This window comes from Deltaproteobacteria bacterium (assembly GCA_035063765.1).
Classification (GTDB): Bacteria; Myxococcota_A; UBA9160; order UBA9160; family PR03; genus CAADGG01.
Genome location: JAPSFT010000016.1, coordinates 68,067 through 95,015 on the forward strand (window position 1 = coordinate 68,067; position 26,949 = coordinate 95,015).

The window sequence follows — 26,949 nt, forward strand, 5'->3', positions numbered from 1 at the left end:
ATGGCGGAAGCGCGCGGGCTGACGAGCGCGGAGGCGGCCGAGGCGCTGCGCCGCCATGGGGAGAACGCCCTGCCCCGTGCGCGGCCGCCGCGCCCGTGGCTGCGCTTCGCGCGCCAGTTCCGCAGCCCGCTGATCTACCTGCTGCTCGCCGCCCTCGCCCTCGACCTCCTGCTCTGGCTCGAGGACGGCGGCGAAGGCTGGCCGGTCGAGAGCATCGCGATCGCGGCGGTGCTGCTGCTCAACGCGGCGCTCGGCGCCTTCCAGGAGCACCGCTCCGAGCAGGCGCTCGCACAGCTCGCGGTCCTCGCAGCGCCCTTCGCCTGGGTGGTGCGCGACGGCCGGCCGGTCCGCGTGCCGGGACGCACCCTCGTGCCGGGCGACCTGGTCCGGCTCGCGGCCGGCGAGCGGGTGCCGGCCGACGGCGTGCTGGTCGAGGAGCACGGCCTGCTCGTAGACGAGTCGCTGCTCACCGGCGAGTCGCTGCCGGCCGAGAAGGAGCCCGGCGACGAGGTGGCGAGCGGGACGCTCGCCGTGCGCGGCGGCGGCCTGCTCACGGTACGCCACACCGGGGCGCGCAGCACGATGGGCCGCCTCGCGACGATGCTCGGCGGGATCGAGACCGAGCCCACGCCGCTCGAGCGGCGCCTCGACGCACTGGGGCGCCGGATCACGCTGGTGATCGGGGGCCTCGCGCTCGCGCTCGCAGCGGCCGGGGTCGCCGCCGAGGGGATCGGACGCTTCGACCAGGTGTTCCTCTTCGCGGTGGCCCTCGCCGTGGCGGCCGTACCGGAGGGGATGCCCGCCGTCGTCACGCTGACGCTCGCCTTCGGGGTGAAGCGGATGGCGCGGCGCCGCGCGGTCGTGCGCCGGCTGTCCGCGGTGGAGGCGCTCGGGTCCGTCACCGTGATCGCCACCGACAAGACCGGCACGCTCACGGAGAGCCGCATGGGGGTCCAGGCCGTCGAGAGCAACGACCCCGAGCAGGCCCAGCTCGCGATGGCGCTCGCCAACGACGCCGCCCCCGGCACGGGTGCAGGCGACCCGCTCGAGCTCGGGCTCGTGCGCCACCTCCTCGAGCAGGGCGTGGACGTGGAGGGGCTGCGTGCGACGCATCCCCGCGTCGGTGAGCGCCCCTTCGACAGCGCCTGGAAGTTCATGCGCGTGACGGTGGCCGGGCCGGGCGGGCGGCGCAGCTACTGCAAGGGCGCACCCGAGGTGCTGCTGGCACGCTCGTCGCTCGAGGCGGGCGAGCGCGAGCGCTGGGAGCGGCGCGCCGCCGAGGCGGCGCAGGAAGGCCACCGCGTGCTCGCCCTCGCCTGCGGCGCCGGCGACGCCGAGGCCGGCCTGCGCTTCCTCGGCCTGGTGCTGCTCTGGGACCCGCCGCGGCCGGAGGTGGCGGGCGCCATCGCGCAGGCGCGCAGCGCGGGGATCCGCATCGTGCTCGTGACGGGCGACCATCCCGGGACCGCGCAGGCCGTGGCGCGTGCGATCGGCCTCGTGGAGGACGGCCGCGTCCTGACCGGGCCCGAGGTCGAGGCCATGGACGCCGCCACCCTGCGCGCCGCCGTGGGCCGCACGAGCGTCTTCGCGCGGATGGCCCCCGAGCACAAGCTGCGCCTCGTCGAGGCGCTCGAGGCGGCGGGCGAGATCGTGGCGGTGACGGGCGACGGGATCAACGACGCGCCGGCCCTCAAGCGCTCGGCGGTCGGCGTCGCGATGGGGCAGCGCGGCAGCGACGTGGCGCGCGAGGTCGCCGACATCGTCCTGCTCGACGACGACTTCGCGACGATCGTCGACGCGATCGAGGAAGGCCGCAACATCTACGAGAACATCCAGGCCTTCCTCCGCTTCACCTTCTCCACCAACGTGGCGCTCGTGTTCCTGGTGGTCGCGGGCGCCGTCGGCTCCTGGGTCCTCGGCCTGCGCGACCCCGGCGGCGCGCTCCTCTTGCCGCTCAGCGCGCTGCAGATCCTGTGGATCAACTTCCTCGGCGACGGGCCGCCGGCGCTCGCGCTGGCCGTCGGCCGCAGCCCCGACGTGATGCGGCGCCCGCCCCGCCCGCCGGCCAGCCCGCTGCTCGACCGCGCCTCCACCCGCTTCGTCTGGTCGAGCGGCCTCGCGAAGGGCGGGCTCGGCGTGGCGCTGCTCCTCGCGCTGCCTCCCCTCGGCTACACGCTCCTCGCGGTCCAGACCGTGACCTTCCTCGCCCAGTCGCTCGCGAAGCTCGCCTACGCCTATCCCGCGCGGCGCGTGCGCCACGCCGCGCTCACGAATCCCGCGCTCCACGCCGCGGTGGCGGCCGGCGTCGCGATCCAGGCCGCGGTCATCGCGCTGCCGGCCGGGCGCACGCTCCTGCACCTGGCACCGCTCGACGCCCACGCCCTCGCCGTGGTCGCCGGCTTCGTCGGCCTGAGCTGGGCGATCGCCGAGCTGGCGATCCCGCGCGCCCGCGCCCGGCGCTAGCTGGCTGAGCGTCCCGGTACTCCCAGGTGCCGGCGGCTCGTCGTGGCACGCGACCCAGGCTTCGGAACCGCCTCCGGGCCGGCCCTCGTCCGGCGGCTCGAGGACGGTGGGCGCCGCGCTGGGCACGGCGGGACCGACGGCGACGGGGTGGGTCGTGAGCCCGTCCCCGAGCAGCGCAGGAGCAGCCGCGAGCAACGGCACCCGGACCGGCCGACCCCTGGCCGGACGATTCTCCGGCCCAGATGCGCCCCGGCGGAGTAGAGTCGCTCGCGCACGCGGCGGCACGCGCCGTGCAGTCCGTTCCGGGGCGAGGAGCGGACGCGAGCCGGGAGCGCATCCGCCCGGAACGGTGTAGCGAGATGTCACATCGTCGGGCAGAAGAACCCACGCCGCGCTGGCTCGCCCGGGCGGAGCTGCCGCGGCTCGTCGCGGCGCTGCGCGCGCACGGCCATCGCGTGCTCGGCCCCGTCGTGCACGAGGGGAGCCTCCGCTTCGACGACCTCCCGGCGAGCGGCGAGCTGCCCGGCGGCTGGCGTGACGAGCAGGGTCCGGGGCGCTACCGCGTGAGCCGCCGCGCCGGCGAGGAGGAGGTGTTCGGGGTCGTGAACGGGGCGGGCTCGATCAAGCCCTTCGTCTTCGCCCCGCGCGAGCCCCTGCTCCAGATCGAGATGGACGCGCGCGCCGGCCCCGGCCGCCCCTTCCGCGCCGAGCCGATCCGCCCCGACGCCGAGCGGATCGCGCTCCTCGGCGTGCGCGCCTGCGACCTCGCTGCGCTCGCCGTCCAGGACCGGATCTTCCTGCGCGACCGCTTCCCCGACCCGAGCTACGCGGCGCGCCGCGGCCGGCTCTTCCTGGTCGCGGTGGGCTGCACGCGCGCCGCCCCGACCTGCTTCTGCGCCTCGATGGACACGGGGCCCCGGCCGCACGCCGGCTTCGACCTGGCCCTGACGGAGCTCGGCTCCGGCGGGCCCGGCGGCACGGCGGGGTTCGTGGCGCGCGCCGGGAGCGAAGCGGGCGCCGCGCTCCTCGCCGCGCTCGCGCTCGACGCCGCGCCCGCCGAGGCGCTGGCCGGAGAGGAGGCCGGCTACCAGGCGTGCGCGGCCGGCATGCAGCGCGCGCTGCCGCGCGAGCGGCTGCCCGGCCTGCTCTACGACCACCTCGAGCACCCGCGCTGGGACGAGGTGGCCGAGCGCTGCCTCTCGTGCGCCAACTGCACCCTGGTCTGCCCCACCTGCTTCTGCCACGACGTCCGCGACGAGCCGGCCCTCGATCTCCAGGGCTCCGTGCGCGTGCGCCAGTGGAGCTCCTGCTTCGACGTCGAGCACGCGCAGGTCCACGGCCTCAACTTCCGCCCCCACATCCGGGAGCGCTACCGCCAGTGGCTGGTGCACAAGCTGGCGAGCTGGATCGACCAGTTCGGCAGCTCGGGCTGTGTCGGCTGCGGGCGCTGCATCACCTGGTGCCCGGTCGGGATCGACCTGACCGAGGAGGTCGCCGCGATCGCCGCGACGAGCCCGCCGTGAGCGCCGGCCCGTCGAGCGCGGGGCCGCCCGGCGCCATCCGCCCCGTCTCGCCGCTGCTCCCGGAGCCCGCCGAGATCGTCGAGAAGCGCTCCTTCGGCGCCGACCTGCACGCGTTCCGGCTGCGCCTCCTCGACCCGGCGGCACGGCCGCGCTTCGACTTCCAGCCCGGGCAGTTCAACATGGTGTACGTGCCCGGCGTCGGCGAGGTGGCGATCTCGATCTCCTCCGATCCCGACGACGCCGATCTCGAGCACACGATCCGGATCGTCGGCCGCACCACCGCCGTGATCGAGCGGCTCGGCCCCGGCGACGTGCTCGGGCTGCGCGGGCCCTACGGCAACGGCTGGCCGCTCCAGGAGGCCCGCTTCAAGGACGTCCTGGTCGTGACCGGCGGGCTCGGCTGCGCGCCGGTCTCGGGCGCGATCGACTACATGTTCCGGCGCCGTGCGAGCTACGGGCACATCACGGTGCTGCACGGCGTGAAGAAGCCCGCCGATCTCGTACACGCGTCACGCTTCGAGGCCTGGCGGCGCCAGCCCGACACCACCGTGGTGCTGACGACCGACCAGCCCGACCGGGTCTGGCGCGACCGCACCGGGGTCGTGACCGAGCACTTCGAGGAGGTGGAGCTCGACCCCTCGCGGACCGTCGTGCTGATCTGCGGCCCCGAGGTGATGATGCGCTATGCGATCCGGATCCTGCGCCGCCGCGGGGTCTCGGACGATCGCATCTTCGTGTCGCTCGAGCGCAACATGCACTGTGCGGTGGGCTGGTGCGGGCACTGCCAGCTCGGCCCCGAGTTCGTGTGCAAGGACGGCCCGATCTTCCCGGTGAGGCGGCTCGGCCGCTTCTTCGGCGTGCACGGGCTGTGACGGCCCCGGCCCCCGCCCCGGCCCGGCCGCGGCTCGCGGTCTTCAAGTTCGCGTCCTGCGACGGCTGCCAGCTCTCGATCCTGAACCTCGAGGAGGAGCTGCTCGCGCTCGCCGAGCGCGTCGAGATCGCGCACTTCCTCGAGGCCTCGAGCCGCGTCGTCCCGGGACCCTGGGACGTGGCGCTCGTCGAGGGCAGCATCACGACCCCGCACGACGCCGAGCGGATCCGGGCGATCCGCGCGCAGAGCCGGCTCCTCGTGACGATCGGGGCCTGCGCGACGAGCGGCGGCATCCAGGCGCTGCGCAACCTCGCGGAGCTCGAGGAGTGGAAGGCGCACGTCTACCCCCGGCCCGAGTGGATCGCGGCGCTCCCCACCTCGACGCCGATCGCCGAGCACGTGGCGGTCGACCACGAGCTCCAGGGCTGTCCGATCGACCGCGGACAGCTCCTGCGCGTGCTCGTGCGCCTGCTCCTCGGCACCCGCCCGGACCTGCCCCTCGCGAGCGTCTGCCTGGAGTGCAAGCGGCGCGGCCAGCCCTGCGTCCTGGTCACGCGCGGCGTGCCGTGCCTGGGTCCGGTGACGCGTGCCGGCTGCGGCGCGATCTGCCCGGGCCTCGGCCGGGACTGCTACGGCTGCTTCGGCCCCGCCGCCGACCCGAACCCGGCCTCGCTGCTGCGCGCCTTCGAGGCCGCCGGCCTCGCGCGGCGCGACGCCGTGCGGCGCCTGCGCCACATCAACGGCTGGCGGCGCGAGTTCCGCTCGCTCGCCGACGCGCTCGAGCGCAAGGACGGGCCCCATGACTGAGCGCCGGCGCATCGAGGTGGGGGCCCTGGCGCGGGTGGAGGGCGAGGGCGCCCTCCACCTCACGGTGGAGGACGGCCGGGTCACCGACCTGCGGCTCGAGATCTACGAGCCGCCGCGCTTCTTCGAGGCCTTCGCGCGCGGGCGCCGCGCCGACGAGCTGCCCGACCTCATGGCGCGCATCTGCGGGATCTGCCCGGTCGCCTACCAGATGAGCGCGGTCCACGCGATCGAGGCGGCCTGGGGCGTGACGCCGGCGCCGGCCGTGCGGGCCCTGCGCCGGCTCTACTACGCCGGCGAGTGGCTCGAGAGCCATCTCCTCCACATGATGTTCCTGGCGGCGCCCGACCTCCTGGGCCTCGACGACGCGATCGCGATCGCGCGCATCCACCGCGGCGAGGTCGAGCGCGCGCTGCGCCTGCGCAAGCTCGGCAACCGGATCCTGATCCTGCTCGGCGGCCGCTCGGTGAATCCGGTCGGGGTCCGTATCGGGGGGTTCCACCGCATGCCGGCGGCCGGCGAGCTGCGCGAGCTCGGCGAGGCGCTGCGCCCGGCGCGCGGCGAGGCCGAGGCCCTGCTGCGCTGGTTCAGCGCCCTCCCGGCGCGGAGCCGGCCGCAGGAGATCGAGCTGGTGGCGCTCCGCCATCCCGGCGAGTACCCGATGAACGAAGGCCGCGTCGTCTCCTCGCGCGGGATCGACGCCGCGCCCGCCGACTTCGACCGGGTCTTCGAGGAGCTCCAGGTCCCGCACTCGACGGCGCTGCACGCGCGCGTGCGCGCGACCGGGACGCCCTACCTGGTCGGGCCGCTGGCGCGCCTGTGCCTGAACGCCGATCACCTGCTGCCCGCGGCGGCGGCGGCCTTCGAAGGGCTCGCCGCGCGCTTCGCGCGGCCCGATCCGGCGGCCTCGGTCCTCGCGCGCGGGATCGAGGTGATCCAGGCGATCGACGAGGCGCTCGCCGTGATCGACGCGGGGCCGGCTCCGGGCGAGGAGGCGGCGGCCGCGTGCGCCCCGCGCGCCGGCGTGGGGCACGCCGTCACCGAGGCGCCGCGCGGCATCCTCTACGTCGGCCTCGAGACGGACGCGCAGGGCGACGTGCGCCGGCTCCGGATCGTCCCGCCGACGGCACAGAACCAGGCCCAGATCGAGGCCGACCTGCGCGCGCTGGCCCCGCGCCTGCTCGCCACGGGCGAGGACGAGGGCCGGCGCCTGGCGGAGGCCGCGATCCGCGACTACGACCCCTGCATCTCGTGCGCGACCCACTTCCTGACCGTGACGATCGACCGGAGGGAGCCATGCGCGTCCACGTGATCGGCGTCGGCACGCGGCGCGGCGACGACGTCGCGGGCCTCGCGGTCGCCGAGGCGCTGGCGGCCCGCCCGCTCCCGAGCGGGATCGAGGTGCACCTGTGCGAGCGCCCGATCCCGGACCTGCTCGACGCGCTCGAGGGCGCCGAGGCGGCGGTGATCGTGGACGCCTCGCGCACGGGGGCGGCGCCCGGCTCGCTGCGCCGCATCGCGCGCGGCGCGCTCGCGCGCACCTGGCCGGCCTCCTCGCACGGGCTCGGGGTGGCGCAGGCGCTCTCGCTCGCCGCCGCGCTCGGCCGCGCCCCCGCACGCATCGAGGTGCTCGCCATCGAGGCGGGCACCCGCGACCGCGCGACGCTCTCGCCCGCGGTCGCCGGTGCGCTCGGGGCGGCGGCGGAGCACGCGCTCGCGATCGCGCGCGAGATCCTGGGGCCGTCCGCGGAGGGCCCGCACGATGCATGAGGCGAAGCTCTGCCTCTCGCTGCTCGCCCTCGCGGAGCGCTCCGCGGCCGAAGCGGGCGCCGCGCGCATCCTGGCCGTCGAGCTCGCCGTGGGCGAGTGGTCGGGGTGCGTCCCCGAGGCGCTCGCGGCCGCGTTCCCGATCTGTGCGCAGGGGACGAAGGCGGCGGGCGCGGCGCTGCGCATCGAGCGCGTGCCCGGCGTCGATCTCGTGCTCCGCGCGCTGGAGGTGTCCTGATGTGCGGCGTGTGCGGCTGCGGCGAGGCCGATCCGGCGCCGGTGCAGGTGGTCCCCGCCCACGATCACGGCGGCGCGCCGCGCCGGGTCGCCGTCGAGCGCTCGCTCCTCGCGCACAACGCGGCGGCCGCCGAGCGGCTGCGCCAGGAGCTGGCCGCGCAGGGGATCGACGTGATCGGGCTCGTGGGCGCGCCCGGCGCGGGCAAGACGGCGCTGCTCGAGGCGACCTTCCGGGCGCTCGGGCCGGAGGCCGCGGCGCGCGAGGCCGTCGTGGAGGGCGACTGCGCCACCGACCACGACGCGCGCCGGGTGGCGGCCCTCGGCGCGCGCGCGGCACAGGTCACGACCGGAGCGGCCTGCCACCTCGACGCGCACCTGGTCGGGCACGCGCTCGCCGCGCTCGACCTCCAAGGCGTGGCACGCGTGTGGATCGAGAACGTCGGCAACCTCGTCTGCCCGGCCGGCTTCCCGTGCGGCGAGCGCCGCCGGGTCGTGCTCGTCTCGACGCCCGAGGGCGACGACAAGCCCGCGAAGTACCCGGGCCTCTTCGCGACGGCGGACCTGCTCGTGGTGACCAAGGCGGACCTGCTCCCGCACGTCGACTTCGACGTCGAGCGCTGCGCCGCCGCGGCGCGCCGGATCCAGCCCGGCATCCGACATCTCGTCGTGTCGGCACGCACGGGCGCCGGCATCCCCGGGTGGCTGGCCTGGGTACGCGAGGGAGGAGCCTGAGCGATGTGCCTCGCCGTCCCGGGCCGGATCGAGAGCGTCTTCGAGGAGGCGGGCCTGCGGATGGCGCGCGTCGACTTCGGCGGCGTGCGCCAGCGCGTCTGCCTCGAGACCCTGCCCGGGGCCGCCGCGGGCGCCTGGGTGCTCGTGCACGCGGGCATGGCGCTCCAGACGCTCGACGCGGAGGCCGCCGCCGCGAGCCTGCGCCTGCTCGCCGAGGCCGCCCGCGCGGGGGAGGCGGGCTCGTGAGGCTCGTCGACGAGTACCGCGACCCGGCGCTCGCGCACGCGCTGGCCACGGCGGTCGTGCGCCGCGCCACGCGCCGCTGGACCGTGATGGAGGTGTGCGGCGGCCAGACCCACGCGATCGTCGAGCACGGCCTCGACCAGCTCGTGGCACCCGCCGTCGAGCTGCTCCACGGCCCGGGCTGCCCCGTCTGCGTGACGCCGCTCGAGACGCTCGACCGTGCCGCCTCGATCGCCGAGGAGGCCGGCGCCATCGTGTGCAGCTTCGGCGACATGCTCCGCGTGCCGGGCTCGCGCGGGGACCTCTTCGCCGCGCGCGCACGGGGGGGCGACGTGCGCGTCGTGGCGACCCCGCTCGACGCCGCCCGGCTCGCCGAGCGCATCGCGCCGCAGCCGGTGGTCTTCCTGGCGGTGGGCTTCGAGACCACGGCGCCCGCGGCGGCGGCCGCCGCGCGCTGGGCGCTCGCGCGGGGTCTCGCCAACTTCTTCCTGCTCGTCGCGCACGTGCGCGTGCCGCCCGCGCTCGAGGCGATCGCGGCGGCGCCCGACGCCCGCGTCCATGCCTTCCTCGCCGCCGGCCACGTGTGCACGGTGATGGGCACCGCCGAGTACGAGTCGATCGCCGCTCGCCATCGCGTGCCGATCGTGGCGACCGGCTTCGAGCCGGTCGACATCCTCGAGGGACTGGCCCTCGCCGTGGCCCAGCTCGAGGACGGCGCGGCGCGGGTCGAGAACCAGTACCGGCGCGCGGTGCGCCCGGAGGGCAACCCCGCGGCGCGCGCGCTCGTCGACGAGGTCTTCGCGGTCGCCGACCGGCCCTGGCGCGGGATCGGCCTGGTGCCGCGCGGCGGGCTCGTGCTGCGCGACCGCTACCGCGCGCTCGATGCCGAGCAGGCCTTCCCGGCGTGCGCGGCGCGGGAGCCGGCGCGCGAGCCCGAGGCCTGCCGCGCGGCCGACGTCCTGCGCGGCGCGCTGCGCCCCCCCGCGTGCCCCGCGTTCGGGCGCGGCTGCACGCCCGAGCATCCGCTCGGCGCGCCGATGGTCTCGCCCGAGGGCGCCTGTGCCGCCTACTTCCGCTGGCGCGGCGCGGAGGAGGCCCCGTGAGTCCGCTCGAAGCATCGGGCGCGCGCGCCCTGGAGCATCCGCCATGAACGACCGACCCGACCTCACCGGCCTGCTCGCGCCGAGCTGCCCGGCGCCGGCGGCCGAGACCGGGCGCGTGACGCTGCCGCACGGGGCCGGCGCCGGCGCGAGCGCGCGCCTGTTCGAGACCCTGCTCTGGCCGCGCCTCGCGAACGACCTGCTCGCCCCGCGCCACGACGGCGCGGTGCTCGGGGCGGCCGGCGGGCGGCTCGCCTTCACGACCGACGGCTTCGTCGTGTCGCCCCTCGTGTTCCCGGGCGGCGACATCGGCTCGCTCGCGGTGCACGGCACGCTCAACGATCTCGCGATGTGCGGCGCGCGCCCGCTCGCGCTCTCCTGCGCGCTGATCCTCGAGGAGGGGCTCCCGCTCGCGACGCTCGCGGGCGTCGTCGACTCGCTCGCCCGCGCGGCCGCCGATGCGGGCGTGCCGGTGGCGACCGGCGACACCAAGGTCGTGGAGCGCGGCAAGGGCGACGGCCTGTTCGTCACGACCGCCGCGGTGGGCCTCGTGCCGGGCGCCCGCGAGCTCGGGCCCGGGCGGGTGCGCGAGGGCGACGCGGTGCTGGCCTCGGGGCCGATCGGCTGCCACGGCGCCGCCGTGCTCTCGGTCCGCGAGGGCCTCCACTTCGAGTCCGAGATCATGAGTGATTCCGCATGGATCGGGCCGATGGTCGAGGCCCTGCTCGAAGCCGTGCCCGGGACCCGCTGCCTGCGCGACCCCACCCGCGGCGGGCTCGGCGCGGTGCTCCACGAGATCGCGCGCGGCGCCGGCGCCGAGCTCGAGATCGACGAGGCCGCCGTGCCGGTGGACGCGCCGGTGCGCGCGGCCTGCGAGCTGCTCGGTCTCGACCCGCTCTTCCTGGCGAGCGAGGGCCGCTGCGTGGCCTTCGTCGCCGAGGCCGACGCCGAGCGCGCGCTCGCGGCGCTGCGCAGCCACCCGCTCGGGCGCGGCGCGGCGCGCATCGGCCGCGTGCGCGCGGGCGCGCCGCGCGTGGTCGTGCGCACGCGCATGGGTGCCCGCCGGCTGCTCGTGCTGCCCGAAGGCGAGCCGCTGCCGCGGATCTGCTGATGGCGCGCGTGCGCCGCGAGCTGCGCGTGCGCGGCGCGGTGCAGGGCGTGGGCTTCCGCCCCTGGGCCGCCCGGCGCGCGCGGGAGCTCGGGCTCGGCGGCGCCGCGCGCAACGGTGCCGACGGCTTCGCGGTCGCGATCGAGGGCAGCGAGGAGGCCGTCGATCGCTTCGTGGCCGCGCTCGCGAGCGCGCCGCCACCGGGCGCGCACATCGAGGCGATCGAGATGGCCGAGGTGGCCCCGCGCGGCGAGGTGGCGTTCGCGATCGTCGAGAGCCGGGCCGGCGCGCCCGCCGCCGCCCCGCGCGTACCGCTCGACGTCGCGATCTGCAGCGACTGCCTGCGCGAGCTCTTCGACCCGCGCGCGCGCCGCCATCGCTACGCCTTCACCCACTGCGCGAGCTGCGGGCCGCGCGCGGCGGTGCTCGCGGCGCTGCCCTGGGACCGCGAGCGCAGCGCGCTCGCGCCCTTCCCTCCCTGCGCCGACTGCCACGCCGAGTACCACGATCCGGCCGACCGCCGCCACCACGCGGAGTCGATCGCCTGCCCCGCCTGCGGCCCGCGGCTGTGCGCCTTCGAGCCGGGCGGCGGCGCGCTCGCGGGCGACGCGCTCGAGCACGCCGCCCGGGCGCTGCACGCGGGCGCCGTGGTCGCCCTCAAGGGCTACGGCGGCTACCACCTCGCCGTCGACGCGACCCGCGACGACGCCGTCCGCACCCTGCGCCGCCGCAAGGACCGCCCCGCCAAGCCCTTCGCCCTGCTCGCCCCCGACCTCGCCACCGCGGAGCGGATCGTCCGGCTCGGCGCCGCCGAGCGGGAGCTCCTCGCGGGCCCCGCGCGCGCGGTGGTCGTCGCGCCGCGCCGCCCGCGCGGGCCCCACGCGCTCGGCCTCGCGGAGGCGCTCGCACCCGGGATCGCCGACCTCGGCGTGCTGCTCCCGGTGGCGCCCGCGCACCACCTGCTCCTCTTCGCGCCGGGGACCACGCCCGAGCGGGACGCTCCGCGCTTTCCGGCGCTCGTGCTCACCTCGGCCAACCTCGGCGGCGAGCCGATCCTCCACCGCGACGACGAGGCGCGCGCCCGGCTCGCCGGCCTCGCCGACCTCGTCGTCGGCCACGACCGCGCGGTGCTGCGGCCGAACGACGACCCGGTGTATCGCAGCGCCCCTGCGGGCCCGATCCCGATCCGCCTCTCGCGCGCGAGCGCACCGCTCGTGCTCGCGCTGCCGGGCGGGCTCCGAGCGCGCGAGCCGGTCGTCGCCCTGGGAGGCGAGCTCAAGTGCGCGCCCGCCCTCGCCTGCGGCGGCGAGCTGCTGCTCGGCGAGCACGTGGGGGACCTCGCGGGCGCCGCCGCCTTCGACGCGGCGCGCGACCGCGCAGCCGGCCTCGCGCGGCTCGCGGGCGTCGCGCCCGCCCTCGCCACCCACGACCTCCACCCCGACGGCGCGGGCGCGGCGCTCGCCGCACAGCTCGCTCCCCGCACCGCCTCCGTCCAGCACCACCACGCGCACGCGGCGGCCTGCCTGGTCGAGCACGGCCGGGCCGGGCCCGCCCTTGCGCTCGCGCTCGACGGTCTCGGCTACGGGCTCGACGGCACGCTCTGGGGCGGCGAGCTCCTCGAGGTCGAGCTCGCGCGCTGCGAGCGGCTCGCCCACCTCGAGCCCGTCCCGCTCGCGGGCGGTGACGCCGCCGCGCGCGAGCCGTGGCGCATGGCCGCCGTCTGGCTGCGCCGCGCCTTCCCGGAAGGCGCCCCGCGCCTCCCCTGGCACGCGCGGCGCGACCCGGCCCGGCTCGCCGCGCTCGAGACGATCGCCGCGCGGGGGATCGCCAGCCCCCCCACCTCCTCGTGCGGGCGGCTCTTCGACGCGCTGGCCTCGCTCCTCGACCTGGTCGACGAGGCGAGCCACGAAGCCGAGGCCGCGCTCGCGCTCGAGTCCGCGGCCGAGGCGGCCGAGCCGGCCACCCTCCCGGGCGCGCTCGGCGCAGGCTCGCGATCCGGTGTCGCCCCGGGCGTGGTGATCGAGGTGGCCCCGCTCGTGCGCGCCCTCACGATCGCACGCGCCCGCGGCGCGGCGGTCCCCGGGCTGGCCGCGGCCTTCCACGAGGAGCTGGCCGCGACGCTGGCCGCGGCGGCGGCCGGCTGGGCGCGCGCGCGCCGCCTCACGGCGGTCGTGCTGACCGGCGGCTGCTTCCAGAACCGCCGGCTCCTCGAGGCCGTGCGCACGCGGCTCCTCGCGGCCGGGCTCGAGCCGCTCCTCCACCGCCGCCTCCCGCCCGGCGACGGCGGCCTCGCGGTCGGCCAGCTCGCGGTCGCGGTGGCGCGGGAGGCGGCCGGTGGCTCCGCCGCCGCTCAGCTCGGGAAGCGGCTCGAGTAGGAGCGGAGCGTGCGCAGGTAGTTGCCGCGCTCGTAGGCGGTGGGGTCGGCCACCGCGTGCCGGCTCATGCTCCCGCGGAGCTGGCGCACCGACTCGTAGTCGCGCTCGCCGAGCCATGCCAGCAGGCCGCGCTCGAGCTCGCGCAGGTGCCCGGGCCCGTGCAGGAGCAGGGCCGAGGCGAGCATCGCCACGTCCGCGCCGGCGAGCAGCACCTTCGCCACGTCCTCGACGCCGTGGACGCCGCTCGTGGCCGCGAGCGATGCCGCGAGCTGCCCGCGCAGGATCGCGATCCAGCGCAGCGGGAGGCGCAGCTCCTCGGAGCTCGAGAGCGAGAGCCGCGGGACGGGCTCGAGCGTCTCGAGGTCGAGGTCGGGCTGGTAGAAGCGGTTGAAGAGCACGAGGCCGCGCGCGCCGGCGGCGACCAGCTCGCGCGCCGCGTGGGCGAGGGCCGTGTAGTAGGGCCCGATCTTGACGGAGAGCGGGATGCGCACCGCCTCCGCCACCGTGCGCACGAGCTCCTGCTGGCGCGCCTCGACCGCCTGGGCGGTGAGCGCGGGGTCCGCCGCCACCAGGTAGAGGTTCAGCTCGATCGCGTCGGCGCCGGCCTGCTCGACCCGGCGCGCGTACTCGGTCCAGCCGCCGAGCGACACGCCGTTGAGGCTCGCGATCACGGGGACCCCGAGCACCTGCTTGGCCCGGGCCACCAGCTCGAGGTAGCGCTCCGGCCCGGTGTCGTAGTCCGCCAGCTCCGGGAAGTAGCTCGGCGCCTCCGCGAAGGCCTCGGCGCCCGTCTCGAGCAGGCGGTGGATCTCGAGCGCCTCGAACTCGATCTCCTCCTCGAAGAGCGAGGGCAGCACGACGGCCGACGCCCCGGCGTCCTCGAGGCGGCGCAGGTCGTCGAGGTCGCCCGTGAGCGGCGACGAGGAGGCGACCAGCGGCGTCCGCAGCGCCAGGCCCAGGTACTCCGTGCGCAGGTCGGCCATCGCCTCTACTCCTCGTGCTCGTGCGGCAGGGTGCGCTCGACCCGGCTGAGCTGCTCGTAGAGCCGCCAGCGTTCGTCCGCGTCGGCCTGCGCGAGCGCCAGCAGGTGGCGCGCGCGCTGCGGGTCGCTGCGCTGGAGCACGGCGAAGCGCGCCTCGCCGGCGGCGAACTCCGCGATCGGCAGCGTCGGGGCGCGGCTGTCGAGCTGGAAGGGGCGCTGGTGGGGTCCGGGGCCCGGGTGGTAGCGGTAGAGCGGCCAGAAGCCGCTGCGCACGGCGTCGCGCTGGCGGCTCATCGAGCGGGTCATGTCGATGCCGTGCGCGATGCAGGTGCTGTAGGCGATCAGGAGCGAGGGGCCCGGCCAGGCCTCCGCTTCGAGGAAGGCCTTGACGCACTGGGCGTCGTCGGCGCCCATCGCCACCTGGGCCACGTACACGTTGCCGTAGCTGCTCGCGAGCAGGCCCAGGTCCTTGCGGGCCACCGCGCGGCCTGCCGAGGCGAACTTCGCGACCGCCCCGCGCGGCGTGGCCTTCGAGGCCTGCCCGCCCGTGTTGGAGTAGACCTGGGTGTCGAGCACCAGCACGTTCACGTCACGGCCCGAGGCGAGCAGGTGGTCGAGCCCGCCGGTGCCGATGTCGTAGGCCCAGCCGTCGCCTCCCACCACCCACACGCTCTTGCGCACGAGATCGTCGGCGAGCGAGAGGAGCCTCTGCGCGGCCGCCGACTCCGGGCCCGCGATCCCGCCGAGCGCCACCCGCAGCGCCGCCACGCGCTCGCGCTGTGCCGCGATCGAGGCCTCGTCCGCCTGCCCGGCCGCCAGGATCCCGCGCGCCAGCTCCTCGCCGATGCGCGGGGCGAGCCGCGTGAGCAGCATGCGGGCCTCGTCGCGGTGTCGTTCGAGCGCGAGCAGCATGCCGAGGCCGAACTCCGCGTCGTCCTCGAAGAGCGAGTTCGCCCAGGCGGGCCCGCGGCCCGCGCGGTTCACCGTCCAGGGCGTCGTCGGGAGGTTCCCGCCGTAGATCGACGAGCAGCCGGTGGCGTTGGCCACCAGGATGCGGTCGCCGAAGAGCTGCGAGAGCAGCTTGAGGTACGGGGTCTCGCCGCAACCGGCGCACGCGCCGGAGAACTCGAAGAGCGGCGGGAGGCACTGGCTGTGCTTCACCGTGGCCGCGGAGAAGCCGGCCGGATCGGGGTCGGAGAGGCCCAGGAAGAACTCGAAGCGGGGCCGCTCGCGGTCGCGGTGCGCGGCGGCCGGTGCCATGCGGATCGCCTTGCGCTTGACCTCCGTCTTGCTGCGTGCCGGGCACACGTCCACGCACACGCCGCAGCCGGTGCAGTCGTCCGGTGCCACCTGGATCGTGAGCAGCCGATCCGGGAGCTCGCGCGAGCGGAAGGGCTTCGAGGGGAAGCCCGGGGGCGCGCCCGCGAGCTCCGCCTCCGGGTACGCCTTCATGCGGATCGCGGCGTGCGGGCACACCAGCGCGCACTTGCCGCAGTCGATGCACAGCGCGGGGTCCCAGATCGGGATCTCCTGCGCGATCGCGCGCTTCTCGTAGCGGGCGCTCCCGGTCGGGAAGGTGCCGTCGGCGGGCAGCGCGCTCACGGGCAGCCGGTCGCCCTCTCCCGCGAGCAGGCGCGCCGTCACGCGCTGGAGGAAGGCGGGGGCCTCGGGGGGGACCAGGGGCGCGCGGCGACGCGTGGCGCTCGCCGCCGCGGGCACCGCCACCCGGCGCAGCGCGGCGAGCGAGCCGTCCACGGCCGCCAGGTTGCGCTCGACCACCGCCGGCCCGCGCTTCGCGTAGGCCCGGCGCACCGACTCGCGGATCGCCGCGATCGCCTGCTCGCGCGGCAGCACGCCGGCGAGCGCGAAGAAGCAGGGCTGCATCACGGTGTTGATGCGATTGGCCATGCCGACCTCGCGCGCCACCCGGTGCGCGTCGATCACCCACAGCGAGAGCCGCTTGCGGAGGATCTCCTCCTGGACCTCCCGCAGCAGGTGCTCCCACACCGCCTCGGGGCCGTACGGGCTGTCGAGCAGGAGCGTCGCGCCGGGCGCCGCACACCCGAGCACGTCGACCCGCTCGAGCAGCCCGAACTGGTGGCAGGCCACGAAGTCGGCCTCGTCGATCCGGTAGGACGCTTCGATCGGGCGCGTCCCGAAGCGCAGGTGCGAGACGGTGATGGCACCCGACTTCTTGGAGTCGTAGACGAAGGTGCCCTGGGCGAAGAGGCCCGCCTGCTCGCCGAGGATGCGGACCGTGCTCTTGGTGGCGCCCACGGTGCCGTCGCTGCCGAGCCCGAAGAAGACCGCGCTCACACCCTGGTGCGGAACGCGGAAGTCGCTCGCGACCGGCAGGCTCCGGTGCGTCACGTCGTCCACGATCCCGAGCGTGAAGCCGTTGCGGGGTGCCTCTCGCGCGAGCTCGTCGAGGGCGGCCTTCGCCATCGCGGGCGTGAACTCCTTCGAGGCGAGCCCGTAACGGCCGCCGATCACGCGCGGCATCCGCGCGGCGCGGCCGCCGCCCTGCGCGCAGAGGGCCGCCACGACGTCCTGGTAGAGGGGCTCGCCCGGCGCGCCCGGCTCCTTGCTGCGGTCGAGGACGGCGAGCGCGCGCACGCTCGCCGGGAGCGCCGCGCACAGCGCGCGCCCGGGAAACGGGCGATAGAGGCGCACGACCAGCAGCCCCACCCGCTCGCCGCGCTCGCACAGGGCGGCAACCGCCTGGCGCGCCGCGCCGGCGCCCGAACCCATCAGGACGAGCACGCGCTCCGCATCCGGGGCGCCGGCGTAGTCCACGAGCCCATAGCGGCGGCCGGTCCGGGCGCCGAGCGCGTCCATCCTCCCCTGTACGATCTCCGGCAGCGCGTCGTAGAAGGGGTTCGCCGCCTCGCGGGCCTGGAAGAAGACGTCGGGGTTCTGCGCCGAGCCGCGCAGGACCGGCCGGTCCGGCGTCAGGCGGCGCGCCCGGTGCGCGAGCACGTCCGCCTCCGCCACCAGCGCGCGCAGGTCGTCGTCGGCGAGCAGCTCGATCCGGCTCATCTCGTGCGAGGTGCGGAAGCCGTCGAAGAAGTGCAGGAACGGGATCCGGCTACGCAGCGAGGCCGCGTGCGCGACGAGCGCCAGGTCGTGCGCCTCCTGGACACTCGCGCTCGCGAGCATCGCGAAGCCGGTCGCGCGCGCCGCCATCACGTCGCTGTGGTCCCCGAAGATCGACAGCGCGTGCGTCGCGATCGCGCGGGCCGCCACGTGGATCACCGCCGGGCACAGCTCGCCGGCGATCTTGTACATGTTCGGCAGCATGAGCAGAAGGCCCTGCGAAGCCGTGAAGGTCGTGGCGAGCGCGCCGCGCTGCACCGCGCCGTGCAGCGCGCCGGCCGCGCCGCCCTCGCTCTGCATCGCGATCACCTCGGGCACGACGCCCCAGAGGTTCGTGCGCCCCTCGCTGCTCCAGGCGTCGCACAGCTCGCCCATCGGGGAGGCGGGCGTGATCGGGTAGATCGCGAGCACCTCGCTGAGCGCGTGCGCGACCCGTGCCGCCGCCTCGTTGCCGTCGATGCATGCCCGGGCCATGCGACGCTCCTCAGCCGGGGTGGGCGGCGTCCTTCCGGACGCGGCGTGCGGTGCGCCCGGGCGGCGCCGCGGCCACGCCCCCGGCCCCTTCCCGCTCGGCGAGCGCACGCAGCTCGCGCAGCTCGTGGGCCACCGCCTCGACCAGGTCGTGGAGGTCGGGCACCCGCTCCCAGTCCGCCGTGAAGCCCCACGAGAGCGTGCGCCCGTAGCTGAAGAGCGCGATCCCGATCCCGAGCGTGCCCACCAGCGGCACCAGCGGGTGCGCCTCGAGCAGGCGCGCGCCGAGGAGGTACAGAGGCTGGCGCGGCCCCGGCACGTTGGTGACGACGAGGTGGAAGGGAGCGCCCTCCTCGAGCAGGCGTGCGCCGAGCGCGATCGGCGTCGCGCCCAGCCACTCGAGGGCCTGCGTGAGGGTCTCCGCGCCGAGCGACTCGTGGCGTTCCTTGAGCCGCCCCGTCTCCTCGCGCACCCGCTCGAGACGCGTGCGGCGATCGCGCTCGGCGAGCGGCAGGGTCACCACCCAGGCCGCCACCCGGTTGCCGAGGGCGCCGCGCTCGCTCGCCGCGCGCGTGCTCACGGGCGCCATCACCCGGAGCTCGACGCCCTCGAGGTCGATCCGCCGCACCTCGCCCAGGTAGCGGCGCAGCGCGCCCGCGACGATCGCGAGGGCGACGTCGTTCACGGTGCCGCCGAAGGCCGCGCGCACGCATCCGATCTCGTCGAGCGAGGTGGCGAGCCAGTCGACGCGCCGGTGCGGGCCGACCGGCTGGTTGAAGGGAAGGGGCGCGGCCCGCGAGGCCCCCGCCGCCAGCGCCCGGCCCGTCGCCCGCGCGCGCTCGAGGAGCGCCCTGCGAGCGCCGTCCTCGTCGCCGGCCAGCCGGCGCAGCGCCCCCGCGAGCGCGAAGGGCGCGCGCCCGAGGCGGACCAGCTCGGCGGTCGCGTACTCGCGCGCCGTCGGCCCGCGACGCGGCCGGAAGACGGCCGCCGGCGCGACCTCGGCGACCGGCTCGGGCGTCATCAGCACGCGCATCAGCTCGGCACCCGAGACGCCGTCGACCATGGCGTGGTGGACCTTGTGGACGAGCGCCACGCGGTCGCCCTCGAGGCCCTCCACGATCCACAGCTCCCAGAGCGGCTTGTGCAGGTCGAGACGCTGCTCGAAGATGCGCGCGCAGCTGCGCTTGAGCAGGCGCTCGTCGCCGGGCCGCGGCAGGCGGCTGTGGCGGACGTGATAGCGGAGGTTGAAGCGCGCGTCGTCGACCCAGATCGGATGGCCGCCGAGCGGTGCGGGCTCGACGCGCTGCCGGTAGCGGGGCAGCCGGTGCAGCCGCGACGCCACGTAGGCGAGGATCCGCTCGACGTCGATCGCGCCGTCCGCGCCACGCAGCGGTGCCGCCTCGTGGATCTGCACCGCGCCGACGTGCATCGGGGTGTCGGGCCCCTCCTGGATCAGGAAGGCCCGGTCGAGTTCGCGCAGGCGCTGGTAGGCGTAGTCGCTCATCGCGCCGCCGCCGCGAGCTTCGCGATGGCCTCGAGCTCCTCCCGGACGAAGGCGACGAGCTCGTGCAGGTCGGGTACGGCGTCCCAGTCGGCAGCGAAGCCCCAGAACAGGGCGCCGTCGTAGCTGAAGAGCGCGATCCCGAGCGCCTGGTTCGAGAACAGCGGCACCAGCGGGTAGATCGCCTCGAGGCGCGCGCCGAGCAGCTCGAGCGGAACCTGCGGGCCCGGAACGTTCGTCACGATCAGGTTGAAGGCGCGCGCCCGGGCGGCAAGCCGCGAGAGGCCCGGCATGAGGCCCGCCAGCAGCGCGTCGCTCAGCCCCTCGAGCAGCTCGCCGCCCGCGGCGAGGTCGGAGGCCTTGACCCGCTCCGTCTCCGCGACCACGCGCCGGAAGCGCTCCGCGCGCTCCGGCTCGTCGACCGGCAGGCGCGCCGCGAGCGACACCACGCGGTTGCCGAGCTGCGCGCGCTGGTCCCTCCGGCGTACGCTCATCGGCACCATCGCGCGGAAGTCGAGCGCGTCGACGGCGAGCCCACGGCGGCGCAGGAAGCGGCGCATCGCTCCCGCCACGACGGCGAGCACCACGTCGTTGACGGTGCCGCCGAGCCGCTCCCGCGCCTCCCTCACGGTCGCGAGGTCCGTGCGCAGCCAGTCGAAGCGGCGATAGGGTCCGATGTCGTCGTTGAGCGGCGTGCTCGAGGCGGAGCTGGCGCCGGCCTGGAGCAGGTGGGCCACGGCCGCGAGCGACGTGCGCGCCTCCTCGGCCGCGTGCAGCGGCTCCCGCAGCCACCGCACTCCCGCGGACGCCGCGCGAGCCGGCAGCGCGAAGCGCCGGCCTAGCTCGTCGCGCAGGAGCTCGAGCCCGCTCGGCGCCGGGCGGGGGATCCAGCGCGGCGGCGCCGCCGCCCCTGGCCCCGCCGGGGTCATGAAGGCCGCGAGCAGCCCGGCCCCCGCGATCCCGTCCACCATGCAGTGGTGGATCTTGGAGATCACCGCAAAGCGGCCGCCCGTGAGCCCCTCGACGAGCCACAGCTCCCAGAGCGGGCGGTGACGGTCGAGCTTCTGCGAGAAGATCCGTCCGGCGAGGCGCTTGAGCTGGCGCTCGCTCCCCGGCTCCGGGAGTGCGGTGTGGCGCAGGTGGTAGTCGAGGCGGAAGCTCGGGTCGTCCACCCACACCGGATGGCGGAAGCCGGGGATCTCGGCGAGGCGCTGGCGGAAGCGGGGGTGGCGGTGGAGCGCCGGCTCGGCGAGCGCGCGGATCCGCTCGATGTCGAGCCCGGCGGCGGGCTCCCCGAGCGCGTCGCCCGCAACGATCGCGACGCAGCCGACGTGCATGTGCACGCTCGGCGACTCGACCTCGAGGAAGGTCGCGTCGAGGGCCGAGAGGCGCTCGTAGTGGGAATACGCCATCGGACCCTCCGCTGCCCCCCTGCCCTTCGCGAACTTGCGAGAGTCGTGCCCGGCGCCGGGCACGCGAAGGGCGCTCGCGCCCGCCAGCATGTGACGACACGCCCCAGCCATGGGGCCTGCGGGCGCGTAGCATCGAGGCAGACGGGGGACGATCCCCGAAGCGCGCGTGGCGCTCCGCGGCTTTCCTGCACATTCTCGCGTCGGCACGGCACTTGCGTCGGAATCGATCGCCCATCCGGAGGGAGGCATCGATGACGGCCAGGAAGAGCAGCAGAACGAGCAAGCCCCGGGCCCGCGCAGCCGGGCGGCGGAACGTGATGCGGACGATCGCGCGCGTCGAGCGCGAGCTGCCGCCGACGCTGGCGCAGTTCTCGCGGCGGATGCGCCGCGGGCTCGGCGATCTCGAGCACCGCATCGAGCAGGCGGCCGCGCCGGCGCGGCGCGAGATCGCACGGGCCCTGCGCGAGGCGAGCCACGCGCTCGGGCGCTTCGAGACCGAGGGCGCGCGGGCCTGGCGCAGCCTGACCCACGAGGCGCGCCGCGACGCGATCGCGGCGCTGCGCCGGCTCGAGCGCACGCTCGAGGAGGGCGGGCGGCGCAAGGCGGCAGCGCCTCGCCGCCAGCGCGCCGGCGCCCGCGCTGGCGCGCGAAGGAGCGCGAGCGACGCCTGAGGGCGGCGCGGCCGGCCGGGGCCACCTCGCGCGCCCGGCGCGCCGAGGGCTCTCGCCGGCCGTCCCGCCGCACACCGGGGAGAGCGGGATGGGCTTCGTCCGGCCCTTCGACAGCCTGACGCTCGACGACATTCCGCTGGTCGGCGGCAAGAACGCGTCGTTCGGCGAGATGATCCGCTCCCTGGCGCCGCACGGGGTGCGCGTCCCGGACGGCTTCGCGCTCACCGCCGACGCCTATCGGGCGCTGCTCGAGGCGCCCGGCGTGCGCGCCGCCCTGCGCGCCGCCCTGCGCTCGGTCGTGCCCGGCGACGTCGAGTCCTTGCGCGACGCCGGCGCCCGCTGCCGCCAGGCGCTGCACGAAGCGCCCTGGCCCCCGCAGCTCCAGGCGGAGCTCGCACAGGCCTACGCGCGCCTGTCCGCGAGCTACGGCCAGGCGGCCACCGACGTGGCGGTGCGCTCGAGCGCCACCGCCGAAGACCTGCCGACGGCCAGCTTCGCCGGCCAGCAGGAGACCTATCTCGCCGTCCACGGGCTGCCGGCGCTGCTCGAAGCCTGCCGGCGCTGCTTCGCCTCGCTCTTCACCGATCGCGCGATCTCGTACCGCGCCGAGCGCGGCTTCGATCACGAGAAGGTGGCTCTCTCGATCGGCGTCCAGAAGATGATCCGATCCGACCAGGGGGCCTCGGGCGTGCTCTTCACGCTCGACACCGAGAGCGGCTTCGACCGGGTCGTCCTGATCACGGCGATCTACGGGCTCGGCGAGAACATCGTCCAGGGCGTCTCCAACCCGGACGAGTACCTGGTCTTCAAGCCCACCCTCGCGGAGATCTCCCGGCGTCTCGGCTCCAAGGAGCTCGCCATGGTCTACGACGAGGGGGGCAGCAAGGCCACCCGCAACGTCGCGGTACCCGAGGCGCTCCGCCGCCAGTTCGTGCTGAGCCGGGCCGAGACCGTCGAGCTCGCGCGCCAGGCGATCGCGATCGAGCGCCACTACAGCGAGCGCGCCGGCGAGCGGCGGCCGATGGACATCGAGTGGGCGAAGGACGGGCGGAGCGGCGAGCTCTTCATCGTGCAGGCGCGGCCCGAGACCGCCCACGCCCGACGCGATGCGGCCCGCATCGTCACGTACCGGCTGCTCGAGCAGGGCCCCGTGCGCGTGCGCGGCCGGGCGGTCGGCACCCAGATCGGTGCCGGCCCGGTGGTGCGCCTCGACCACGCCTCGCAGATGCATCGCTTCCGGCCGGGCTCGGTGCTCGTCACCGCGATGACCGACCCGGACTGGGAGCCGATCCTGAAGCAGGCGGCGGCGATCGTCACCGACCGTGGCGGGCGCACCTGCCACGCCGCGATCGTGAGCCGCGAGCTCGGCATCCCCTGCGTCGTCGGCAGCGGGAACGCGACCGCGGTGCTCGCCGAGGGCGAGCCCGTGACGGTCTCCTGCGCCGAGGGCGAGACGGGGCTCGTGCGCGCGGGGATCCTGCGCTTCGAGCGCCACGAGCTCGATGCGCACGAGATCCCCCGGACCCGCACCGGGATCCTGATCAACGTCGGCAACCCCGACCAGGCCTTCGGCCTCTCCTTCCTGCCCGTCGACGGCGTCGGCCTCGCCCGCGAGGAGTTCATCATCGCGAACGCGATCGGGATCCATCCGCTCGCGCTGCTCCACCCCGACCGCCTCGACGACGAGACCCGCCGCCAGATCGACGAGCGCACGCGCGGCTACCCGGACGGCGCCAGCTTCTTCGTCGACAAGCTCGCCGAGGGGGTCGCCCGGATCGCCGCCGCCTTCCATCCGCGGCCCGTGATCGTCCGGCTCTCCGACTTCAAGACCAACGAGTACGCGGGCCTGCTCGGCGGCGCCCCCTTCGAGCCCCGCGAGGAGAACCCGATGATCGGCTTCCGCGGCGCGTCGCGCTACGCGCACGAGGCCTACCGCGACGGCTTCGCGCTCGAGTGCCGCGCCCTGCGCCGGGTGCGCGAGGAGATGGGTCTCGAGAACGTCGTCCTCATGATCCCCTTCTGCCGGACGGTCGAGGAGGCCCAGCGCGTCCAGGAGGAGATGGCCAAGCACGGCCTGCGCCGCGGCGAGCACGGCCTCGAGCTCTACGCCATGTGCGAGATCCCCTCGAACGTGCTCCTGATCGAGGACTTCGCCCGGCACTTCGACGGCTTCTCGATCGGCTCCAACGACCTGACCCAGCTCGTGCTCGGCGTCGACCGCGACTCCGAGATCCTGGGCCCCGTGTTCGACGAGCGGAACCCGGCCGTGCTCGAGGCGCTCGCCATGGCCATCGCGGGCGCCCACCGCGCCAGGCGGAAGATCGGCATCTGCGGTCAGGCCCCGAGCGACCACCCCGAGGTCGCCGAGTTCCTGGTGCGTGCCGGCATCGACAGCCTGTCGCTCTCGAGCGACGTCGCGGTGGCGACGCGCCTGCGGGTGGCGGAGCTCGAGGGCCGCCTCGCTGCGGGCCCGTAGGGAGAGGAATCCGTGCGGCGGCCGCTCCTTCGCCCCTTCGTCCTCGTGACCCTGCTCCTCGCCGCCGCACCCGCCGCGGCGCAACGGGCGATCGAGTGGTCTGCACCGCTCCCCTTCACCGGCGGCCAGGGCCAGACGCACGGTGACCTCGTCGCGCACGCCGGTGGCGTCACCGCCTTCTACTCGCGCCCCGACCTCGGCGGCCTGCGCCTGTTCCTCTACCGCTGGGGCACGGACGGCGCGCTGCTCCTTGCGCGCGAGGTCGGCGACCCGGCCGAGATCTACTACGAGCCGGGCGCCTGCTGGGACGGCGCGCGCTACGCCGTCGCGGCGTCCTCCTACACGCGCGGGCACTTCCTCGTCCTCGACGCCGCCGGCGACGCGCTCCTGCCGACGATGGCGCTCCCGGGGATTCCCTTCGGCGGGCGCACGGCGGCCTTCCGGGTCCGCTGCACGCCGCTCGGCTACGCCGTCTTCGCGCTGCTGCTCGAGCCGGAGTTCGAGGGCTCTCCCTACTACTACACCCGCCTCCACTACTGGCTGCTCGACGCGACCGGTGCGGCGGCGGTGGAGCGCGACCTCGGCATCCTGCTCTCGCCGATCTCCTACCCGGGGTTCGAGGGCCTCGAGAAGGAGTACTACGACGTCGCCTGGACCGGAAACGGCTTCCTCGTCGCGTACAGCGCGGAGTGCGGCGCGCCGGCCTCCTTCCAGGCCTGCTATCGCGTCGTCGACGCCGCGGGCGAGACCGTGCGCGCCGAGGCGCCGCTCACGACCGTGCCGACCCAGGGCCCGCACCTCGCCAGCCACGGTGCCGTCGTGGGCGCGGCGACGCTGCTCGAGGTTCCGTTCCCGAGCCCCTCGAACACCCCGTACGCGCGCTTCTTCGACGCCGACGGGACGCCGCGCGGGCCCGAGCAGCCGTACTCCGACCCCGCCCTCTTCCCGCTCGGCTACGCCCCGGCGCTGGTATCGACCCGGGACGGCTTCCTTGCGGCCTACGTACAACCGAATCCGTTCACGCTCGCCTACGAGGTGATGCTCGCGCCCTTCACGCCGCTCGGCGCGCAGCTCGGCTACGGTGCCGCCGTTGCCGACCCGGCGAATCTCGTGCCGGACACCGTCAACCTCGGCATCGACTTCCAGCTCGCGGCCCAGGGCACCCGCCTCTACGGGAAGGGCCAGGCGGGCATCGTCCAGGTGGCTCCGATCGTCTTCGGCATCCCCGAGCCGGGGGTGAACGCGCTCGCCGCCACCGCGTTCCTCGCGCTCGCGGCAGCGGCGCGCCGCGGTATCGTGCGGCCGTGGACAAGCAGGCGCTCGTAGCCCAGCTCCGCGCCCGGCTCGCCGAGGCGCTCGCCGTGAGCGAGCGCGCGCACGAGGCGGCAGCCGAGGAGGCGCGCCACGGCGCGACGGCGGCCGAGAAGCGCGACGACGCGCGTGTGGCCCTCGAGTGGTCGCATCTCGCGCGCGGGCAGGCGCGCAGGGTGGCACAGCTCCGCGCGGACCTCGCGGCCCTCGACGGCTTCGCGCCGGGGTCGCTCGCGCCGGGCTCGGCGGCGGCGCTCGGCGCCGTCGTAGAGGTCGAGCACGAGGAAGGCGGGCTCACCTTCTTCCTCGCGCCGGCGGGCGCGGGCGAGGAGCTGAGCGGACCGGGCGGCGACGGCTTCCTCACCGTCGCGACGCCCGCCTCGCCGCTCGGGCGCGCGGTGCTCGGGCGGCGGGTCGGCGACGTGGTCGAGGCCCGGATCGGCGGCGAGCGGCGGGAGTGGACGATCGCCTGGGTGGCCTGAGGTCCCGCCGGTCCGGGCAGGCGGCCGGGAACCCGAATCCGGCACCCACGGGTGTACCGTCGAGCACGACCCAAGGCTCACGGGCTCCTCCCTCGCCGGGGCTCACCATCCCGTTGCGAGCTGCGGCCAGCGGGCGGCTTCGTGCGGACTCGCGAAGCCGCTCGCAACGCAGCGGCCGAGCGGAGTACACTGCCCGCTGGAAGCCCCGCCCATGAGCGCGCGCTTCGATCTCGGGATCGCGAACGGAATCCGGGTGGACGGGACGGGTGCGGCACCCAGCGCGGGCGAGCGCACGATCACGCACCGCCGCATCGCCGCGCCCGGCTCCGGTGGCCGAGGGAACGGTGATCCGCGAAGGCGGCTGCCACGCAGCCGGTGCGAGGGGAACGCTGCCAGGGCGCATGCTGCGCGGCTGCGGATGCGGGCCGGCGGCCTCGTCTTCGTCTTGCTCTGCGCGGCGCCCGCGGCGGCCGAGGTCGTCTACTTCGAGGATTTCGAGGATCAGGCTCACGACCTCGCGCTCGGTGGCGGTGCGGGCCACACGATCGGCGGCGGCGTCGCGACCCAGAGCTACGGCGTCGAGCCCGACGGCGGCGGCTACGACCTCGAGATGCGCCTCGACCTGCTGTCGCTCGCGAGTGACGAGGGCAGCGGCGGCTCCTATGTCTGGCCCGGCGCGCGCATCGACGTGCCGGCGCTCTCCGACGACGCCTTCTCGATCTCCGCCGAGCTCACGATCGACGAGGCGTTCGCGGGAGGCGCCGACCAGAGCCTCTCCGTCGGTCTCGTGGCGCGCTGCTCGTACCTCTTCGACCCCGACCACTGCGCCGGCCTCGACTCCAACCTGTTGTCGCTCCACTATCGGCTCAGCTACGCGATCGCGGGCAGCGGCTCGTTCATCGGCGCCGGGGCGCCGCTCGAGGCGGGCCAGCTGCGACTCGTCGAACGCAACGGCGACGGTCAGGTCGACGTGACGGTGCCAGGCATCGCGCCTCCGCTCGGCGCGCCGTTCGAGATGCGACTCGAAGGGACGGTCGTACCGGGCGGGCTCGCGATCGTCGGACGCATGCGCAACGGGGCCTCCGAAGCGGTCGTCGAGGGTTTCGATCCGACGCCGCTCACCGGCCCTGGCTTCGGCATCCGCACCGGCGGCTCCGTCGAAGGCCTCGGCGGCGCGGACGTGACCGGCGCCCTCGACGTGGACGTCGACGACGTCACGATCGCGCCCGAGCCCGACTCGCCGGCGATGGCGCTCGCCGCGCTGCTCGCGCTCGTCGCCGGCGGCCTCCGCTCGGGCAGGAGCTCCCCGCGACCCAGCCCGTGA

21 protein-coding genes are annotated in these 26,949 nt (G+C 75.9%); 17 read left to right on the plus strand and 4 right to left on the minus strand.

Annotation, left to right across the window (positions count from 1 at the left end):
* From OZ948_13300 to hypF, 12 genes are all read left to right on the plus strand, one after another.
* Positions 1–2,463 carry a cation-transporting P-type ATPase gene (locus OZ948_13300; protein ID MEB2345704.1) on the plus strand — a complete coding sequence of 821 codons (2,463 nt, stop codon included), beginning with the start codon at positions 1–3 and terminating at the stop codon, positions 2,461–2,463.
* A 359-nt stretch (positions 2,464–2,822) separates the two neighbouring features.
* Positions 2,823–3,986 carry a 4Fe-4S dicluster domain-containing protein gene (locus OZ948_13305; protein ID MEB2345705.1) on the plus strand — a complete coding sequence of 388 codons (1,164 nt, stop codon included), beginning with the start codon at positions 2,823–2,825 and terminating at the stop codon, positions 3,984–3,986.
* Positions 3,983–4,858 (plus strand): FAD/NAD(P)-binding protein, encoded by an 876-nt coding sequence (locus tag OZ948_13310; GenBank protein MEB2345706.1) that lies wholly within the window; start codon positions 3,983–3,985, stop codon positions 4,856–4,858. The genes OZ948_13305 and OZ948_13310 overlap by 4 nt, the downstream gene beginning before the upstream one ends.
* Positions 4,855–5,664, plus strand: coding sequence for an oxidoreductase (locus OZ948_13315; GenBank protein MEB2345707.1), 810 nt, complete (start codon positions 4,855–4,857; stop codon positions 5,662–5,664). Before OZ948_13310 ends, OZ948_13315 begins: the two co-directional genes overlap by 4 nt.
* Positions 5,657–6,973, plus strand: coding sequence for a nickel-dependent hydrogenase large subunit (locus OZ948_13320; GenBank protein MEB2345708.1), 1,317 nt, complete (start codon positions 5,657–5,659; stop codon positions 6,971–6,973). Before OZ948_13315 ends, OZ948_13320 begins: the two co-directional genes overlap by 8 nt.
* On the plus strand, positions 6,958–7,431 hold the full coding sequence (locus tag OZ948_13325; GenBank protein ID MEB2345709.1) for a hydrogenase maturation protease: 474 nt from the start codon (positions 6,958–6,960) through the stop codon (positions 7,429–7,431). Before OZ948_13320 ends, OZ948_13325 begins: the two co-directional genes overlap by 16 nt.
* Entirely contained in the window at positions 7,424–7,666 is a 243-nt protein-coding gene (locus OZ948_13330; protein ID MEB2345710.1) for a hydrogenase maturation nickel metallochaperone HypA, read from the plus strand. The genes OZ948_13325 and OZ948_13330 overlap by 8 nt, the downstream gene beginning before the upstream one ends.
* Positions 7,666–8,397 (plus strand): hydrogenase nickel incorporation protein HypB, encoded by a 732-nt coding sequence (hypB, locus tag OZ948_13335; protein ID MEB2345711.1) that lies wholly within the window; start codon positions 7,666–7,668, stop codon positions 8,395–8,397. The genes OZ948_13330 and hypB overlap by 1 nt, the downstream gene beginning before the upstream one ends.
* A gap of 3 nt (positions 8,398–8,400) precedes the next feature.
* Complete coding sequence (locus OZ948_13340) at positions 8,401–8,643, plus strand: HypC/HybG/HupF family hydrogenase formation chaperone (GenBank protein ID MEB2345712.1); 243 nt, start codon at positions 8,401–8,403, stop codon at positions 8,641–8,643.
* Positions 8,640–9,743 carry a hydrogenase formation protein HypD gene (hypD, locus tag OZ948_13345; GenBank protein ID MEB2345713.1) on the plus strand — a complete coding sequence of 368 codons (1,104 nt, stop codon included), beginning with the start codon at positions 8,640–8,642 and terminating at the stop codon, positions 9,741–9,743. Before OZ948_13340 ends, hypD begins: the two co-directional genes overlap by 4 nt.
* Before the next feature lie 43 nt (positions 9,744–9,786).
* Entirely contained in the window at positions 9,787–10,851 is a 1,065-nt protein-coding gene (gene hypE, locus OZ948_13350) for a hydrogenase expression/formation protein HypE (GenBank protein MEB2345714.1), read from the plus strand.
* Positions 10,851–13,223, plus strand: coding sequence for a carbamoyltransferase HypF (gene hypF, locus OZ948_13355; GenBank protein ID MEB2345715.1), 2,373 nt, complete (start codon positions 10,851–10,853; stop codon positions 13,221–13,223). The genes hypE and hypF overlap by 1 nt, the downstream gene beginning before the upstream one ends.
* Here the strand turns inward: hypF and OZ948_13360 are convergent.
* Genes OZ948_13360 through OZ948_13375 form a run of 4 tightly spaced genes read right to left on the minus strand, consistent with a single transcriptional unit; the run spans position 13,199 to position 20,685 of the window.
* Positions 13,199–14,206 carry a dihydroorotate dehydrogenase-like protein gene (locus OZ948_13360; GenBank protein MEB2345716.1) on the minus strand — a complete coding sequence of 336 codons (1,008 nt, stop codon included), beginning with the start codon at positions 14,204–14,206 and terminating at the stop codon, positions 13,199–13,201. The genes hypF and OZ948_13360 overlap by 25 nt on opposite strands.
* A gap of 5 nt (positions 14,207–14,211) precedes the next feature.
* On the minus strand, positions 14,212–17,775 hold the full coding sequence (gene nifJ, locus OZ948_13365) for a pyruvate:ferredoxin (flavodoxin) oxidoreductase (protein ID MEB2345717.1): 3,564 nt from the start codon (positions 17,773–17,775) through the stop codon (positions 14,212–14,214).
* A 10-nt stretch (positions 17,776–17,785) separates the two neighbouring features.
* Complete coding sequence (locus tag OZ948_13370) at positions 17,786–19,276, minus strand: wax ester/triacylglycerol synthase family O-acyltransferase (GenBank protein ID MEB2345718.1); 1,491 nt, start codon at positions 19,274–19,276, stop codon at positions 17,786–17,788.
* Positions 19,273–20,685 (minus strand): wax ester/triacylglycerol synthase family O-acyltransferase, encoded by a 1,413-nt coding sequence (locus OZ948_13375; GenBank protein MEB2345719.1) that lies wholly within the window; start codon positions 20,683–20,685, stop codon positions 19,273–19,275. The genes OZ948_13370 and OZ948_13375 overlap by 4 nt, the downstream gene beginning before the upstream one ends.
* Positions 20,686–21,002: 317 nt before the next feature.
* Between OZ948_13375 and OZ948_13380 the strand changes: the two genes are divergently transcribed.
* The 5 genes from OZ948_13380 (at position 21,003) to OZ948_13400 (ending at position 26,949) form a co-directional block, all read left to right on the plus strand.
* Positions 21,003–21,356 carry a hypothetical protein gene (locus OZ948_13380; protein MEB2345720.1) on the plus strand — a complete coding sequence of 118 codons (354 nt, stop codon included), beginning with the start codon at positions 21,003–21,005 and terminating at the stop codon, positions 21,354–21,356.
* An 88-nt stretch (positions 21,357–21,444) separates the two neighbouring features.
* Positions 21,445–23,832 (plus strand): phosphoenolpyruvate synthase, encoded by a 2,388-nt coding sequence (gene ppsA / locus OZ948_13385; protein ID MEB2345721.1) that lies wholly within the window; start codon positions 21,445–21,447, stop codon positions 23,830–23,832.
* 12 nt (positions 23,833–23,844) lie between these two features.
* Entirely contained in the window at positions 23,845–25,158 is a 1,314-nt protein-coding gene (locus OZ948_13390) for a hypothetical protein (GenBank protein ID MEB2345722.1), read from the plus strand.
* Positions 25,137–25,625: a transcription elongation factor GreAB gene (locus OZ948_13395; GenBank protein MEB2345723.1), complete on the plus strand. Its 489-nt coding sequence runs from the start codon at positions 25,137–25,139 to the stop codon at positions 25,623–25,625. The genes OZ948_13390 and OZ948_13395 overlap by 22 nt, the downstream gene beginning before the upstream one ends.
* A gap of 418 nt (positions 25,626–26,043) precedes the next feature.
* Positions 26,044–26,949 (plus strand): hypothetical protein, encoded by a 906-nt coding sequence (locus tag OZ948_13400; GenBank protein ID MEB2345724.1) that lies wholly within the window; start codon positions 26,044–26,046, stop codon positions 26,947–26,949.

Excerpts from the sequence above, each read along its gene's own strand:
- OZ948_13300 (MEB2345704.1), top strand. The coding sequence starts at position 1 with ATGGCGGAAGCGCGCGGGCTGACGAGCGCGGAGGCGGCCGAGGCGCTG.
- OZ948_13305 (MEB2345705.1), top strand. The coding sequence starts at position 2,823 with ATGTCACATCGTCGGGCAGAAGAACCCACGCCGCGCTGGCTCGCCCGG.
- OZ948_13320 (MEB2345708.1), top strand. The coding sequence starts at position 5,657 with ATGACTGAGCGCCGGCGCATCGAGGTGGGGGCCCTGGCGCGGGTGGAG.
- OZ948_13325 (MEB2345709.1), top strand. The coding sequence starts at position 6,958 with ATGCGCGTCCACGTGATCGGCGTCGGCACGCGGCGCGGCGACGACGTC.
- OZ948_13330 (MEB2345710.1), top strand. The coding sequence starts at position 7,424 with ATGCATGAGGCGAAGCTCTGCCTCTCGCTGCTCGCCCTCGCGGAGCGC.
- hypB (MEB2345711.1), top strand. The coding sequence starts at position 7,666 with ATGTGCGGCGTGTGCGGCTGCGGCGAGGCCGATCCGGCGCCGGTGCAG.
- OZ948_13340 (MEB2345712.1), top strand. The coding sequence starts at position 8,401 with ATGTGCCTCGCCGTCCCGGGCCGGATCGAGAGCGTCTTCGAGGAGGCG.
- hypE (MEB2345714.1), top strand. The coding sequence starts at position 9,787 with ATGAACGACCGACCCGACCTCACCGGCCTGCTCGCGCCGAGCTGCCCG.
- hypF (MEB2345715.1), top strand. The coding sequence starts at position 10,851 with ATGGCGCGCGTGCGCCGCGAGCTGCGCGTGCGCGGCGCGGTGCAGGGC.
- OZ948_13360 (MEB2345716.1), bottom strand. The coding sequence starts at position 14,206 with ATGGCCGACCTGCGCACGGAGTACCTGGGCCTGGCGCTGCGGACGCCG.
- nifJ (MEB2345717.1), bottom strand. The coding sequence starts at position 17,775 with ATGGCCCGGGCATGCATCGACGGCAACGAGGCGGCGGCACGGGTCGCG.
- OZ948_13370 (MEB2345718.1), bottom strand. The coding sequence starts at position 19,276 with ATGAGCGACTACGCCTACCAGCGCCTGCGCGAACTCGACCGGGCCTTC.
- OZ948_13375 (MEB2345719.1), bottom strand. The coding sequence starts at position 20,685 with ATGGCGTATTCCCACTACGAGCGCCTCTCGGCCCTCGACGCGACCTTC.
- OZ948_13380 (MEB2345720.1), top strand. The coding sequence starts at position 21,003 with ATGCGGACGATCGCGCGCGTCGAGCGCGAGCTGCCGCCGACGCTGGCG.
- ppsA (MEB2345721.1), top strand. The coding sequence starts at position 21,445 with ATGGGCTTCGTCCGGCCCTTCGACAGCCTGACGCTCGACGACATTCCG.
- OZ948_13400 (MEB2345724.1), top strand. The coding sequence starts at position 26,044 with ATGCGGGCCGGCGGCCTCGTCTTCGTCTTGCTCTGCGCGGCGCCCGCG.